Source organism: Enterococcus malodoratus ATCC 43197 (assembly GCF_000407185.1).
Classification (GTDB): Bacteria; Bacillota; Bacilli; order Lactobacillales; family Enterococcaceae; genus Enterococcus_A; species Enterococcus_A malodoratus.
Window position 1 is genome coordinate 1,486,636 of the sequence record NZ_KE136481.1, and the last position, 14,430, is coordinate 1,501,065.

At 41.7% G+C, this 14,430-nt stretch carries 9 protein-coding genes; 1 reads left to right on the forward strand and 8 read right to left on the reverse strand.

Going from position 1 to position 14,430, the window contains the following annotated elements; translation table 11 throughout:
* The first annotated feature begins 8 nt into the window (after window positions 1-8).
* Window positions 9-1,268: a sensor histidine kinase gene (locus I585_RS07370; RefSeq protein ID WP_010743013.1), complete on the forward strand. Its 1,260-nt coding sequence runs from the start codon at window positions 9-11 to the stop codon at window positions 1,266-1,268.
* 43 nt (window positions 1,269-1,311) lie between these two features.
* Here I585_RS07370 and I585_RS07375 read toward each other — a convergent pair whose 3' ends face one another.
* The 8 genes from I585_RS07375 to I585_RS07410 form a co-directional block, all read right to left on the reverse strand.
* Entirely contained in the window at window positions 1,312-2,283 is a 972-nt protein-coding gene (locus tag I585_RS07375) for a diaminopimelate dehydrogenase (RefSeq protein WP_010743012.1), read from the reverse strand.
* A gap of 149 nt (window positions 2,284-2,432) precedes the next feature.
* On the reverse strand, window positions 2,433-3,461 hold the full coding sequence (locus I585_RS07380; RefSeq protein WP_010743011.1) for an NAD-dependent epimerase/dehydratase family protein: 1,029 nt from the start codon (window positions 3,459-3,461) through the stop codon (window positions 2,433-2,435).
* Window positions 3,462-3,574: 113 nt separating this feature from the next.
* Window positions 3,575-5,350, reverse strand: coding sequence for an oleate hydratase (locus I585_RS07385; RefSeq protein ID WP_010743010.1), 1,776 nt, complete (start codon window positions 5,348-5,350; stop codon window positions 3,575-3,577).
* A 296-nt stretch (window positions 5,351-5,646) separates the two neighbouring features.
* Entirely contained in the window at window positions 5,647-6,804 is a 1,158-nt protein-coding gene (locus I585_RS07390; RefSeq protein WP_010743009.1) for a hypothetical protein, read from the reverse strand.
* Window positions 6,805-7,031: 227 nt separating this feature from the next.
* Window positions 7,032-7,784 carry a type I methionyl aminopeptidase gene (map, locus tag I585_RS07395; RefSeq protein ID WP_010743008.1) on the reverse strand — a complete coding sequence of 251 codons (753 nt, stop codon included), beginning with the start codon at window positions 7,782-7,784 and terminating at the stop codon, window positions 7,032-7,034.
* 264 nt (window positions 7,785-8,048) lie between these two features.
* The gene (locus I585_RS07400) at window positions 8,049-8,702 is read right to left on the reverse strand and encodes an endonuclease III domain-containing protein (protein ID WP_010743007.1); all 654 of its coding nucleotides are present in this window, start codon (window positions 8,700-8,702) and stop codon (window positions 8,049-8,051) included.
* A gap of 47 nt (window positions 8,703-8,749) precedes the next feature.
* Entirely contained in the window at window positions 8,750-9,379 is a 630-nt protein-coding gene (locus I585_RS07405) for a CatA-like O-acetyltransferase (RefSeq protein WP_010743006.1), read from the reverse strand.
* Window positions 9,380-9,485: 106 nt separating this feature from the next.
* On the reverse strand, window positions 9,486-14,291 hold the full coding sequence (locus I585_RS07410; RefSeq protein WP_034708489.1) for a SpaA isopeptide-forming pilin-related protein: 4,806 nt from the start codon (window positions 14,289-14,291) through the stop codon (window positions 9,486-9,488).
* Window positions 14,292-14,430 lie beyond the last annotated feature (139 nt).

Genomic DNA, 14,430 nt, shown 5'->3' on the forward strand with positions numbered 1-14,430 from the left:
GTGGTTCAATGAATTTTGTAGTGGGCGTACTCAACCAGCTATTCGGTGTAATCGGCACGTACTTTTTGTACCAATTAATCAGACAATTCATTGCTGTTAAAAAGAATTCTTTTTTTAAGCTGATCTTTATCTTCATACTTTTTTGCTCCATCGCGCTGCCGATTTACCCAAATGATTTATCAAATGTGACTTTTCTTTTTCTCTTTTTTTTGGTGTCTAACCTGCTCTTTTTGCAAGGTCCGTTCATTCATAAAGCCTCCTTGACCCTTATTCTATTTCCCTTTATCATCGCACTCAATTTTTTGGTGGAAGATATCGGCTTAAGACTTTGGCAGGCTGGCGGCAAGGGATTTGCGCTAGACTTCTTTCTACACGGCAGCATGCATTTGCTGCGCGGGCTTATTTGGTTTGGAATGTATCAGCTCTTTCGTTTTGCCGTTCCATATTCAAAGACCCAGATCACTACGAAGCTGTGGGTGGTCATTGACTTAATTTGTTTGACCCCGTTATTTGCTATGATTAGTTTCATCATTTTTACCCCAGCGGAGACACGAATTGTGTATCCTACTGCTTTTGCTTGTATCCTAACAAGTATTTGCAGTCTCTACATGACCGCTCATATTGCGAAAAGTTTTCGTTATAAACTAGAAAATCAAAACTTGCAGCTGCAAAAGGATTATTATCAGGAGTTGGAAGGCAATCAAAAGCAATTGCGCAAAGTTCACCATGATATGAATAATCACTTTGGTGTCATGTTGAATTTGATTCGTGAAAAGCAGCCGGAGCAAGTAGAGAATTATCTGGCAAACTTAACCGAGCAGCACATTCTCTCGAATCACATTTTCTGTAAAAATACGATCGTCAACGCTGTATTGAATGCCAAATACCAAGTGATGCAGGACTATCAGATCGACTGCTCGATGCAGTTAGATATCGACACCCTGATCACGATCGATGACATCGATTTGTGTTCCCTCTTTGTCAATACCCTAGACAATGCGATCGAGGCCGCCAAACAAGCGCCGATAAAAGAAATCACAATGAAGGCTAGATATTATAACGGGTTTCTGAGTTATGAGATTACAAATACGAAAAAACATCAGATAAAAAAGAATGGTTCCCGTTTCTTCTCAACGAAAACCAAACCGCAGGAGCATGGCATCGGCTTGCAGGCTGTCCGCTCCATCGTTGAAAGCTACAATGGAACCTTAGATATTCATTATGATGATGAGCTGTTTTCACTAGTCGTATTAATCAGTGATATTTAAAAAGCGAAGCACCTCTGTTAAAAGAGGATACTTCGCTTTTTGCTTACAATAATTCTTTTCTCAAGGTCGCATCATCGACGGGAGATAGATATTTTGGCGCAATATCTAATACCGTAAATGCCCCGAATTGTTTTTCTGCGGCCAACCGAGCGCAGGCTCTAGCATAGGCTACAAGAACACTGGCAGTGAATTCAGGATTGCTTTCTAATTGTAAATTGTATTCAATCACTTGTTTCGTATTTTCGTGGGTAGTTCCCGTACGCAACACGGTTCCGCCGTGAGGCATCGCGTGATGATCCCGCTTTAATTCTTCAGCTGAAATAAAATGAACGATCGTATCGTATTCATCAAAGTAGTTCGGCATCGTCACGATTTCCTCTTTGATCGCCGCTTCATCAGCGTTTTCTTCTAAGACCACAAAACATTCCCGCAGATGTTTGTCTCTGGTCGTCAACGTCATTTTTTCGCCGGCCTTCAATTTCTCGATCACTTCACTTTTAGGAATCGTGTATTGGATCGCATCGGCGACGCCATCGATTCTTCGCAACGCATCTGAATGTCCTTGACTGACACCCTTGCCCCAAAATGTATAGGTCTCGCCTTCCGGCAAAATACTTTGCGCGTATAAACGATTCAAGCTGAATAAGCCTGGGTCCCAACCGGTCGAGATAATCGAAACCGTCTGATTTTCTTTAGCTGCTTGATCGACATTGGCGAAATGTTCTGGGATTTTCGCATGGGTATCAAAGCTATCGATCGTATTAAAATTCTTGGTAATCGCAGGCGTTTGAACCGGTAAATCCGTCGCTGAACCACCGCATAAAATGCACACATCGATGTTTTCCTTTTGCGCTTCTAACTCATCTAATACATAAACGGACGCGCCATCTGTTTGAACCGCTGCCGGGTCTCTTCTAGAGAAGACTCCCACCAATTCCATATCCGCATTTTGTTTCAATGCTCGTTCAACGCCGCGTCCCAAATTTCCATAACCTACAATCGCAATTTTGATCATCCGCAATTCCTCCTAATACTATTTATTAAAATTATACTACAAAAAAATAGCGAATATTAAGAAAATCTCATTCTAATATTTTTACAGCTTGATAACTTAGAACCGACAATGAAAAAGACCAAGGAACTCTTTGTTTCTTGGTCCGCCTTTTAAATTAGGTTGTATTCAATCAAACTGTCAACGGCTGCCAATACAGCCTCTTCTTTGGTTCCAATCGGTTTCCAGCCTAAGATTTCTCTCGCTTTGGCGTTGCTGACATTACGGTTTATCTCAGCCATGAACTGCCCCTCTTTGGCCGTTGCATTTACGTAAGATGCCGTTTTTAACATCCAATTGGGCATGACTCTTTTCGACAAAGTAGCTGCTAATTGAGGACGTTCTCTACGCAACAGCTCCGCGATTTCCGGCATTGAGATCATTCCATCCGTTGAGGCGATAAAACGCTGGCCCGCAGCTTCTGGTGTGCTCATTGCTCGAATATGCAGATCAACGACATCTCGTACATCCACCACATTCAACTGAATATTCGGTATTACCTTCATCGAACCGCTGGCAACCCCCTTCAATAAATCAAAACTGCCGGAAACGTGACTATCTAAGGAAGGGCCAAAAATAGCTACTGGATTGATCGTCGCAAATTCCAAGCCCTTACCTTCCGTTTCAATAAACCGCCATGCGGCTTTTTCGGCCAGCAGTTTAGATTTTTCATAGGCTGAAAGACCCTTGGCATTTTCATCAGTCCAATCTTTTTCAGTCGTTACCGAATGCCAATCCTGATTAGTAAATCCTACTGCACCAAAGTTTGATGTCATAACGACTCGTTTAACTTTCGTACGACTAGCCGTTTTCAAAATGCGAAGGATTCCTTCGACTGCGGGACGAATCACTTCTGCTTCATCCTTAGGAATTTCAAAGAACACGGGTGAAGCGACACTCAATACGTAATCGCGATCCACCATCGCCTCAGTCCAATTGTCATCCTTTGAAAGGTCTGCTTCGATAAATGAAAGCTGTTCAAAATTTGTGACACCGTTTTTGCGTAAGGTATTGATTACCTTGTCCTTGCTTTTCAATGAACGGACCGTTGTTCGAACATCATAGCCTTTATTTAATAGTTGTAAAAGCATTTGCATGCCTAAAAAACCTGTTCCGCCTGTTACCAATACTTTGTCTGCCATAGTGAAGACCTCCATCAATTTTTCTTTACTTTAAACCCTAAACTATGGTTTAGGGCAAGAGGTTTGATAAAAAAAGAACGGACCAAAATTAATTGATCCGCTCTTATCAGAAGCTATTGCAACAAATGATTCTCTTTCAATACATCACCAATATACGTATCTTCGACTTTCTTCACAAAGTGTTCCAACACTTTTTTCTCAACAAAAGGCAGATCCATTTCGGAAAGTTTTTTGCGATCGCTTAAATAGTAGACCGAGTTAGCTAAAGTTCTTATATCATAGGCGGAAGCATAAACTTCTGGTACGCCTCGTTCAATATCCAAGAATGAGTAAACAGCTTCCATCGCTGTCCGAACAGAATATTCTGTGGTGAAGACCGTATCACGTTCTGTCTCGGCAAAGTTTCCGATGAAGGCTAGATTTTCTGAACCATTCGGAATCACTAAAGGACGATCGCCAGGTTCGCGTAGCATAAAGTACGATGTGATAAATGGCATGTAGACAGGAACCACTACACAAGATTCTTCAGAGAATTTCTTAATGTCGTCTTCTGGGACACCTAAGTGATACATCAATTCTTGAACGATTTCTTGCCCGCTGCATTGTTCGATCGGTTTCTTGATATAGTTTCCGGGTGTGTTAGACAAAAGTCCGTAAACCCAAGTTACTGTTTGTTGGTCTTTTTGTTCTTTGAAATGCGGTTGACGATGTGTCGCGAAGCTCATCATCCAATTGGAATCCTTGATCGTAATGATCCCGCCGGTCACAACTTTACCTGTCCGTAGTTTCCGTTTAGTTAAGCGTGAGATATACGGTTCAATGTCAAAGTTTTCCCAAGTTACAGTCGCTGAAACAAACCAGCTTTCGTCTGGCAAATTATCGCAAAAGACTTCTGGATGACCAAACTCAGCTGATTGTTTCGCTAAATTTTTCCATAGGTTCCAGCTGCCGCCCAATTCATGAGTGATCGGTGCTGGTGTATGATGGTCGCCTTCAGTAGAACTTTCCGTGATTGAGCCGTTTGTAACAAAGACCAAATCCTTTTCTGTCAACGCGATTTCTTCTGCTTTGCCTGCACGCGTCAGCAAGATCTTTTGCGCAACCTTTTTATCTGGTGTTGCTTCAACTTGAATATTGTTGATCTTCGTTTCGTATTGGAAATCCACTCCGTGATCATTTAAAAATGATAATAGTGGTTTTACTAAGGATTCATATTGATTGTAACGCGTGAACTTCAATGCCGTGAAGTCTGGCAGCCCTTTGATGTGATGGATAAAACGCATCACATAACGGCGCATTTCGATCGCTGAATGCCATTTTTCAAAGGCAAACATCGAGCACCAATACAACCAAAAGTTTGAGGCAAAGAATTCATCGCCAAAAACGTCTTCGATTTTCTTGCCGATCAATTGATCTTCCGAAGTCATAAAGAGTTCGACTAGTTCTTTTTGCGCTTTTTTCGATAACGTGAAGTCGCCATCATCCGCCGCACGTTCACCGCGGTTATGAATGATCCGACAATTTGATGAGTTGGGATCATCATGGTCCAACCAATAAAATTCATCTAAGACTGAGGCATCTTCGACTTCCAGTGATGGCACAGAGCGGAACAAGTCCCATAGACACTCAAAATGATTTTCCATTTCACGTCCGCCGCGTGTAACAAAGCCATCGTGAGGAATAAATTTTCCATCCAATGATCCGCCGGATAAAGATAGTTCCTCAAAAATGTGGATATTTTCACCCTTCATTTGGCCATCTCTGATCAGAAAAACTGCTGCCGCTAATCCAGCTAAGCCTGCACCCACGATATAAGCGCTCTTCTCATCAACGCCCGCTGGTTTTCTCGGTCTAGCAAATGCTTCGTAATTTCCATTCGTATATCTCATGATGTTTCCCCCTTCAATTTACTATCTTCAGCTTACCAATTCAAAAAAATAATTGAAAACAAGACGCCTCCTGCCGGTGCAAAAGTTAGACTATTTAAGTGATTTGTCTAAAAACCCTGACTATTACGCGCAATAGCATATTTTTTCCGAAAAAAAAATACTAAATGCTGGATTCCTCCTAACATTTAGTATTCATCATGCCGTATTCAGTTCACCTCAAAGAAACTCTTTTGTTTCCCTCGATTCGTTTCCACGCTAAAGAAGCCTGACTATATCCGTGTTTCGTCATGCCTTACTTAAGAGCTCTTATCCCAAAAAGGACAGCTACTTCTTTTTTTCTTTTTCTTCTTTTTACCGTTCAGCCTGTCCACTTCTCGCTTAATCCGTTTATCTTCCCTCCCTTTCGCTATTTGTTCCGCCGTTTTCCCTATACGTTTATAAGCAGTATCTGGCTTTTGGATCAATGTGGCTGCGTTAGTCGATTTTTTCTTTGAGTCGCCCTTGATTGATTGGGGCTTAGGCAAATTGCTATTATCAGATAAATCATCTTTACTTGAAGAAGTAGATTTATTGCGGGTTCGTTTTGTATCTTGACTTGTTGGTGATGCGACGCATTCAGTCAAAGGAGTCTCTGGCAGCCCTTCATTTACAGGAGTTATTTCAGCATTTTGTTTCTTGTCAGGATCACGCTCAGCTAATAATGTTTGACCCGCTCCGCTTTTCGCTGGTCCGTTTTGAACGGCTTGTTTCTCTATTATTTTTCGTTGTGAAACTTTTGGTGAAGCCTCAATAGAGTCCTTTTCATCTAAGGAAGCTTGAGCCGCTGCCTTCTCTTCTTTTCGGCAATTGTATGCAGTTGCGATGACCACTCCTGGTGTTTTATAGCTGATCAATTCGACAAATTTTCTTACTCCGGTATTTTCAAAAATGGTCAGTGTCGTCAAGGTTCGCAAAATATTCGCAGTCAGCTCCTCGTCTTTTGTCGGATCCGTATCACGAAGGGTTAATTTATGCTTTTTACCGCTGGCATCCTCAAAGATAGATTCCACATGATAAACAAGACCCTCTCTGCGATTATCGAGCGTCCCTTGTTTTTCTAAATAATTATTATAAAAACGCGCTTCCTCTGTAGCAGCGTAATAATTTGACTCTTTCTTGAATAATCTTTTAATGATTGTCTTCCATTCGCCTCCGTTAAAGCAAGTCTTGAAAAATGGACTATACTGACGCATCGTGTCATTAGGCTCCGTTGTAAGATACACTTCACGAATTAGATCCTTCAGCTGCTCAGTAAATGTACCTTGACTAAGTGCGTTGCGTACAAGAATAGCCACCATATACTGAATCAAATGCTCACTATTTTTATTCGTTTCATAAAAATTCTGCACCCTTTTAGCTAAATTCTCCTTTTTCATCAAGAATATCTGTCTTTGCCCTAAGTCCGATCCACCCATATTTCACATCCTCACCTTTTCTGGAAATCGCTTCCATAAATTTATATGCTTATAATATAACTAAAATAACTAGAATGTAAATAGTTTATCGAAATACCTTTATTTTTAATAAGTTATTAACGCTTTGAATAAACCAGATGATTCATCTAGCTAATTTTCCTCGATCTCAAAAAAAATAACAAAAAAGAGGATTCAGATTTTTTCTGAATCCTCACTGATAAAAAATACTAGGCGTCTTGTTCCGTCATGATGATCGGACCTTCTTTAGTGATCGCAATCGAGTGTTCATATTGTGCACAGAAGCTGCCATCTAAGGTACGAGCAGTCCATCCATTGCCATCGATTCCAGCTTCCCATGTTCCTGTGGTGATCATCGGCTCGATCGTGATTGTCATGCCTTCTTTCAGTCGCGGACCTTTGCCTGCTGTCCCAAAATGCGGGAAAAAGGGTTCTTCGTGGATCGTTGGTCCAATGCCATGTGCTAGAAAATCTTGTACGACGCCATAGCCTTTGCCTTCCGCATATACTTGGATAGCGTGACCGATATCTCCTACTCGGTTGCCGACTTGAGCTTGTGCGATCCCGATCATCAACGCTTCTTTGGTGACATCCATCAAAGCTTGATGTTCAGGGGTAATCTCTCCGACTGCATAGGTCCAGCAGCTGTCAGAAATTGCTCCATGATAATCAACACAAAAATCAACCTTCAAGACATCCCCTGATTTTAAACGATAGTTTGACGGAAAGCCGTGACAAATCTCATCATTAACACTTGTGCAAGTCGCAAATTCATAGCCCTCAAAGCCAATTTGTGCGGCAGTTGCTCCGGCCGCTTCAACCTTTTCTTGAACGAATTGATTGATTTCCTTCGTCGTGATTCCCGGAACGATAATATCCCGTAATTGCTTATGGATACCAGCTAAAATAGCGCCGGACTCCTTCATTTGATCAATTTCTCTGCTTGATTTCAATGTGACCATTTAATCGCTCCTTGTTCGTTTCAATGTATTTATTTTTCTTCAAGAAAAATAAGTTAGATTCTCACGCCGTATATCATTCCTCTAAACTTTTCTGGCTTCGGTTCTGAAAATCTTTATGTGTCAACTTTGAGCCAAAATATCTGCGAAAAGAGGGACTGACATCTTTTTTTGTTTCATTTTTTCTTCTATCTATTATTCACTCACAACACTGAAATGTTATACCACGAAATGTTTTTGAAGGAAAGTGTAGACACTTTTAGGTCATTAATCGCTCGTCGTTCTTAATTTCAGCTTAAAATCTTTCAAAGGTCCGCTCTGCCAAAGCTCGTCATTTTTTAAATAGACTTGACCATATTCGATGATCCAGCCGTGAAGATTTTGCGCTTTGAGTGTATCCATCGTCTCGGGCCACATTATCTGACTCTTTAATTGCTTATAGCCTGCAGCAGCAAAGCCAAATCTTTCAAACATTCGCTGGGCGTACTTATCGGCGATAAAGGTCGAGTGGTCAAAAACATAGACTAATAATGCATCGGCGGTCTCTTCACCGATACCCTTGATTGCCAACAGTTCCTTCCGCAGCGCTGAAAATTCTTTGCGCGCTACCTGCGCTAAATCAAAGTGATAGCCCTCCAGCCAAGTTAATAAGGCCATGATCGTATTGGCTTTTCCTTTATAAAAACCGCTTGGTCGAATTAAGTCCTGCAGCTGTTCCTTATCCAATGCCAAAACCTTTTCCGGCAGAAATTGGGTTGCTTCCTCTAAATTGACCAACGCGTAATCAACATTGCGCCAATTGGTATTTTGGACCAGCACCGCACCAAGCAGAATCTCCCATTTATTATCCGTGTCCCACCAGCGTTTGTGTGTCATTATCTGACTAAACGCTGTATATAATTCTTCAATGTTTATGATCATTTTTTCCTCACCAGTAGTTGATTTGCTTTTCATCGCTATCAATTATATTAGAAATCATTCAAATAAGCTTGTAGAGCATCCGCCAATTTCCCGATATGCAGACCATCGACAAAGGAGTGATGTGCTTGGACTGAAAATGGCAAAATGATCTGATCCCCTCGTTGGAAATACTTTCCCCAATCAATCAGCGGCGTTGCGTTATCCTTTTTGCCAGCGTTCGTATGAGAAATATGAGTAAAGGATACCCATGGCATAGGTGAAAATTGAAAGACATCTGTTCCTAACGGTCCCGTGAAATATTCCTTCTGATCCTCCGCCGTTTTCGCCGCGGAAGCCGCATACGCCTCAATTGTGTCTTCCATCGGGACATTCACTACTTTGAACAGTTCCGTCTCCTGATCGAGATACGTAAACGCCGTATCGATCTGATCAAACAGCACTACATCGCCATCCACGAATCGATAACGAAACTCCTCAATTTGATTGGCGCAAACAGTCACAGCGTAAATCATTGAAAAAGTGAAGGACAGCTTTTTCTCCTTTATTCGTTTTAAGAAATTCGTGATATCCAGCTCAAAGGTCACGCAAAAAGCCGGCTCCACACTCTCTCTAAACACTTGGCAATGCATCGCACGTTTCCAATTTTTTTGATCAATCCGAACAAACTGATTTCCCATTTCGACACCTTCCTCATTTCATTTTATCCTTCAACTATAAAATAGAATGAGGGGAAGAGCAAAAAGAAATCCGGCTAGCAGATGCGCTAACCGGATTGATCAAAGCTTATTTTTTACGTTTAAAGTAGATAAATCCACCAAGTGCTATCAGTACGATTACGCCGATTACAACTAAAACAGTCGATTTTTGTTCACCTGTTTTCGGCAGATACGTATGACCACGTCCAGTGAAGATCGTGCTCGAAGTGATTCGGGAGCTGTTTGTTCCTCCAGTTTTCCCGCTCGTTGCTTCCTTCACATTTTCTTTCTTGACTGTCACCATTTGTTTCTTCGCATTGGTCAATTGGAAAGTGACTGGTTTCGTATTCAGTACATAACCCTTAGGCGCCTCTGTTTCTACTAATTGATACTTGCCCGGTTTCATTTCCGACACGACAAGTGATCCTGTTTTATCCGTCTTCAATTTGTCTTTTAAGACTTTGCCTTGCTGGTCTTGCAAAGCAAACGTAGCATCCGCTAGTCCTTCACCGGTTTTGCTGTCTACTTTTCTCAGCACGACTGTGCAAGCTTTGCCCTTATTCGTTTTCTTCACTCGAACAGGACTTGTTTGATCCGCTTTAATCTTGAAGGTCACTGGTTTGGCATCCAGTTCATAGCCAGCAGGAGCTTTGGTCTCTACAAATTGATAGTCGCCTGGAGCTAGCTTCTTCATCGCTAAACGACCATTATCATCTGTGCTCATTTTCTTAGTCCGAATCGTTTTGCCTTTTTGCGTCTGCAAAATGAATTCCGCTCCAGCTAACGGCTGATTGGTGGTCTCATCGATTTTGTCTAAAATAACGCTATCGACTGCCTTATTCGTCTTGGTCAATTCGATCGTTTCTGCTTGATCCTTGATTGTAAATTTGACCGGCGTTGAATCCTTCTCATAGCCAGTTGGGGCTGCTGTTTCCACTAACTGATAACTTCCCGGGCTTAATGTTTCAAATAGCACTTTCCCTGATTTATCAGTAACCTCAGATGCTAAAACTTTTCCTTTACTATCCTGCAAGTCAAAGGCAGCGCCAGATAATGCTTCGCCGGTTTGTTCATCCGTTTTTGTCAAAATGATTGAGCCTGGTTTCAACGGTGTTTTTGTATTCGTCATTTCCACTTCCGCAGCCTTTGATTGGGCTTTTGTGATCGTGAATTCAACTGGTGTTTGATCCTTATCGTAACCAGTTGGCGCTTTAGTTTCGACAAACTGATAATCACCTGGAGCTAAATCGTTTATCTCTAATAGCCCCATTCCATCAGTTGCTAAATCATTTTGCAGCATCTTCCCGCTGCTATCTTGCAACTCAAAGATCGCACCTTTTAATGTTTGTTTTGATTGGTCATCAACTTTTGTCAATCTTACTTTGCCAGTAGTTAATTTATTGGTCTTCTTAAGATTGACGACTTGTCCTTGACGTTCAGTGATCGCAAATTTGACCGGTGTCTGATCTTTTTCATAACCAGTTGGTGCTTCAGTTTCGACAAATTGATAATCACCGATCGGCAGTCCAGTCACTGTGAATTGTCCATCGATGTCTGTTATATGGTCATCGCTGACTAGTTCTCCATCCGCTTTTTCCAATTTGAATTTGGCGCCTGCTAGAACTTCTTTGGTTTGTTCATCTGTTTTAGTCAGCTCAACGCTATTTGGAATAGTCTCCTTATTGACTACTTTTATCGTATCCATATCCTCAGTCAAAGTGATTGCTTTTCCATCTTTGTACTCGGAATTGACCTCATAGCCATTCGGCGCTTTGCTTTCTTTTACCAGATATTCTCCTAGAGGCAATCCGCTAAAGGTTACTTCACCAGTATCATCCGTATCGGCCTTCAGTCCTGTTTCAGTTCCATCCGCTTTAAGAATCTCGAAGGTCGCTCCTGCTAACTTCTCATCCTTTTCATTCACTTTCAGCACGGATAGATCAGCTGTCTTCACTACCCCGGTTCCGCTTCCGCTGGTAAAACTCAAATTGACGATTGCAGAGGCTTGACGATAGCTAGTATACAAACTGCCATAGCTTGTGGAGTTCACTTGAGAAAGATTTCTAACGCCGCCTGGGAACTCACTGACGGTATTGTATTTCACTTGGATGTTGCTCTCGGCCTTGTAATCAGAAAAGGCAATTTTGAATGTGTTCCCTGTGATCGTCAAACGATAATGATCCGTACTGATCTTTTCGCCAGTTGCTGTATCAGTAACCACAAAGGAAGTTGGGTCATAAGCCGCATTTGTCGTTCCTGGTGTCAAGGTATCCGTAATTTCAGGATCTTGGACAGGCAGATCGGCAGAAATATTTCTTGTCGTAACGGTCCAATTTGCCACATTTTCTTTTTCAGGATCTTTCGCGACTGATTTTAACAGCGCGTATTCATAGTTGTACGCATAAAGTGATGCCTTGTATTCTGCTGGCGCTTTGGTATCATAGGTCACTTTGGCGACATTATCTAATCGACTGTAGACATACCAATCTCGTTTGACCCGTGTCTTGTACTTCACGTAGACTCGTTTCGCGCCTAACTTGCCAAATTCTAAATTGACTTGGTTGTTCGTTGTATCGATTTTTGTCGGATAAACATCCGAACCTTCAGGAACTAGATTGTAATCAGTTGCTAGATAACGCTGCATGTTGTCGATCATTGATTGACTCGTGACCTCTTCAAAACGCAGAGAGCCAGGAACCAGTTCTGTACCTGCCGGCAAGCTGTCTTCCATCTTGGTCATGTTGAAGTTCGCCCCAGTAGAATTTAAAAAGACTAGCCAGTTTTGATACAAATAGTTGCCAGTAGTCGTCGCATTACTCGCTAGTTTTGCCCCACCAGTGTAATAAGGATCGACGAACGTTCCTTTTGCTTCATACTCGATTACGCCTGGAGTATCTCCGTAGTTTAAAGTTGCTTTATTTTTGATTTCTGTTTTCTGATCGGAGGTTTCGATCTTCGTTTTAATCGTGATCACTAACGTATCCTTCAATTCGTTATAATCACCGAGAAAATCGATTCGGACACCGCCATTAAAACTATCCGGCGCGCCGTTGACATTCGGCTGCGCACCAACCGGCGAACCATTTTCGTCAAACTTAGTTATTTTGTAATCAACATTTTCAACTAAAGGAACCAGTTCCGTATCGGAAACTTTTTTATTGATGACCAATCCAGTGTAGTCTTTGACCGCCCCGATAAAGTAATCATGCACAACCGGTTTTTTCATCGTATATTTTTCGGCATTGATGGTGATATTCCACTCCATCGTCCGATTGAAGATATCGATCGTGCCTGCTTCTTTTGATAATAGATTCGGAATCAGACTTACTTGTGCTTCTTTATTGACCGTTCCATTCGTTACCTTGTTCTTGATCACGCGTTCAGTTGGATCAGTAATTTTGGTAGAATACTTGATCACGTAAGCCTGTGTCGTATCTCCCTTAGAAGTGAACGTCATTGAGCCGGAGCTGTCAGGCGAAACCGTAAAGTCCCCGCTTCCGTCACCCTGCGATACCACATCGTAGCTATTGCCGCTAGTGTAGTTGAAACCGACTTTTTCAATACTGACCGATCCAGGCACTAGTTCGACGCCTTGATCAGTTAAATCCGTAACGACTTGAGATGCAGTCGTCAGCGGCTGTTCATTGAAGTTATACTTGATCTCCCAATCGATCGCGCCAGTATCTTGATTGATTTTCCCTTTGGCTTCCAACGGCTGCAAAGTCACAAAATTTTTGCTGGCACTGGAATAGTTTAATTGTGTCCCATTCACATTCGTATAAGAATAGGCATAGAAATAGTTGTATTCATTCCCTGCAATTGATTCATCCACATAGTTTTTTCCATCAACTCCAGAAACAACGGATTCCGCGATGATGGCTTTCTTTGCGATTGGCTTAAGCAGATTAATTTCTGCGGTCGCTCGAATCGTCCCGGGATTCTTATAGGCGATTTCATAATCGTCCCCTTTTGTTAACAGGGTTTTTCCGCCAGAAAGTGCTCCGTTAAAATCAACGTCGTTCGAATAGACTTTAATTGAATCAAAGCTGATTTTACTAGTGCTGTTATACGCCTCAATTTGATACGTGCGGTTGGCATTATCCGTACGATCCAAATTAAAGACGGAAGTAATTTCAGATTTTTTTGGATTCAGTGTATCTATCGTTGTCGTGGTAGTCGTTTTTCCCGGATCAACGCTTGAAGTCATCTCGATTGAGAAGACGGTTTGCGTTGGTGCCGTATCAAAAATAATTTTTTGATTTTCTTCATCGACCCCCGTCACTTTTTCTAAGGATGTGGTCAAGGTTAGATCATAGACTTCGGAGGAAACATTATCTTCTAAAAAAGTAATCGTCAATTCTTTAGTCGCCGCATTGATCGACCAATTTGCTGAAGTCATCGGACTAAAGTCGCCAGACAAGTCTTTAGCGATTGCTACTTGCGCAGGCAATTGGGTAGTAAAGGTATCACCAGTCTGATAATCCTTATTTGAGAAAGAGAACTTCAGTGCTAATTTTACCCCTGTCATATTCGGCAGAGTATCATTCGGCTGTACTTCATCGCCATTGATTTTATACATTTTTACTGAACTGAAAATATTGTCAGCAATTGCCCCGCGTGCTTGTCGTTTCGGTGTTTCTTTCTTTTCCGTCTCTGTTGTCGCCTTCGCAGATTCACTAGAGGCTGTCGTGTGCGTCTCCTCCGTTGCTTTTTTCTCGCTGCTTGAAGAAGAGATCGCTGGTACTAACGGTTTTGCTGAAGAAGACACTGCTTCTTTGGCCTCCGTAGAATTTATTGTCGAGTCTGTCGTGCCTTCTGCATAGACAAAAGCAGGACTGAGAATTTGTAAAACAAGTAACGCAACCAACCCAAGAACTACTAATTTGTTTTTCATAACCACTAACACCTTTCCTGATTTCTTAATGAACGAAAGCGATCACAGCAACATCAATGAACACCTTCTCGTTATAACAGTTATTTATGACTTAATTTTGTTTATATAAATAATTAAAATATAACTATTATCAATCAAT

Excerpts from the sequence above, each read along its gene's own strand:
- I585_RS07370 (WP_010743013.1), top strand. The coding sequence starts at position 9 with ATGAATTTTGTAGTGGGCGTACTCAACCAGCTATTCGGTGTAATCGGC.
- I585_RS07375 (WP_010743012.1), bottom strand. The coding sequence starts at position 2,283 with ATGATCAAAATTGCGATTGTAGGTTATGGAAATTTGGGACGCGGCGTT.
- I585_RS07380 (WP_010743011.1), bottom strand. The coding sequence starts at position 3,461 with ATGGCAGACAAAGTATTGGTAACAGGCGGAACAGGTTTTTTAGGCATG.
- I585_RS07385 (WP_010743010.1), bottom strand. The coding sequence starts at position 5,350 with ATGAGATATACGAATGGAAATTACGAAGCATTTGCTAGACCGAGAAAA.
- I585_RS07390 (WP_010743009.1), bottom strand. The coding sequence starts at position 6,804 with ATGGGTGGATCGGACTTAGGGCAAAGACAGATATTCTTGATGAAAAAG.
- map (WP_010743008.1), bottom strand. The coding sequence starts at position 7,784 with ATGGTCACATTGAAATCAAGCAGAGAAATTGATCAAATGAAGGAGTCC.
- I585_RS07400 (WP_010743007.1), bottom strand. The coding sequence starts at position 8,702 with ATGATCATAAACATTGAAGAATTATATACAGCGTTTAGTCAGATAATG.
- I585_RS07405 (WP_010743006.1), bottom strand. The coding sequence starts at position 9,379 with ATGGGAAATCAGTTTGTTCGGATTGATCAAAAAAATTGGAAACGTGCG.
- I585_RS07410 (WP_034708489.1), bottom strand. The coding sequence starts at position 14,291 with ATGAAAAACAAATTAGTAGTTCTTGGGTTGGTTGCGTTACTTGTTTTA.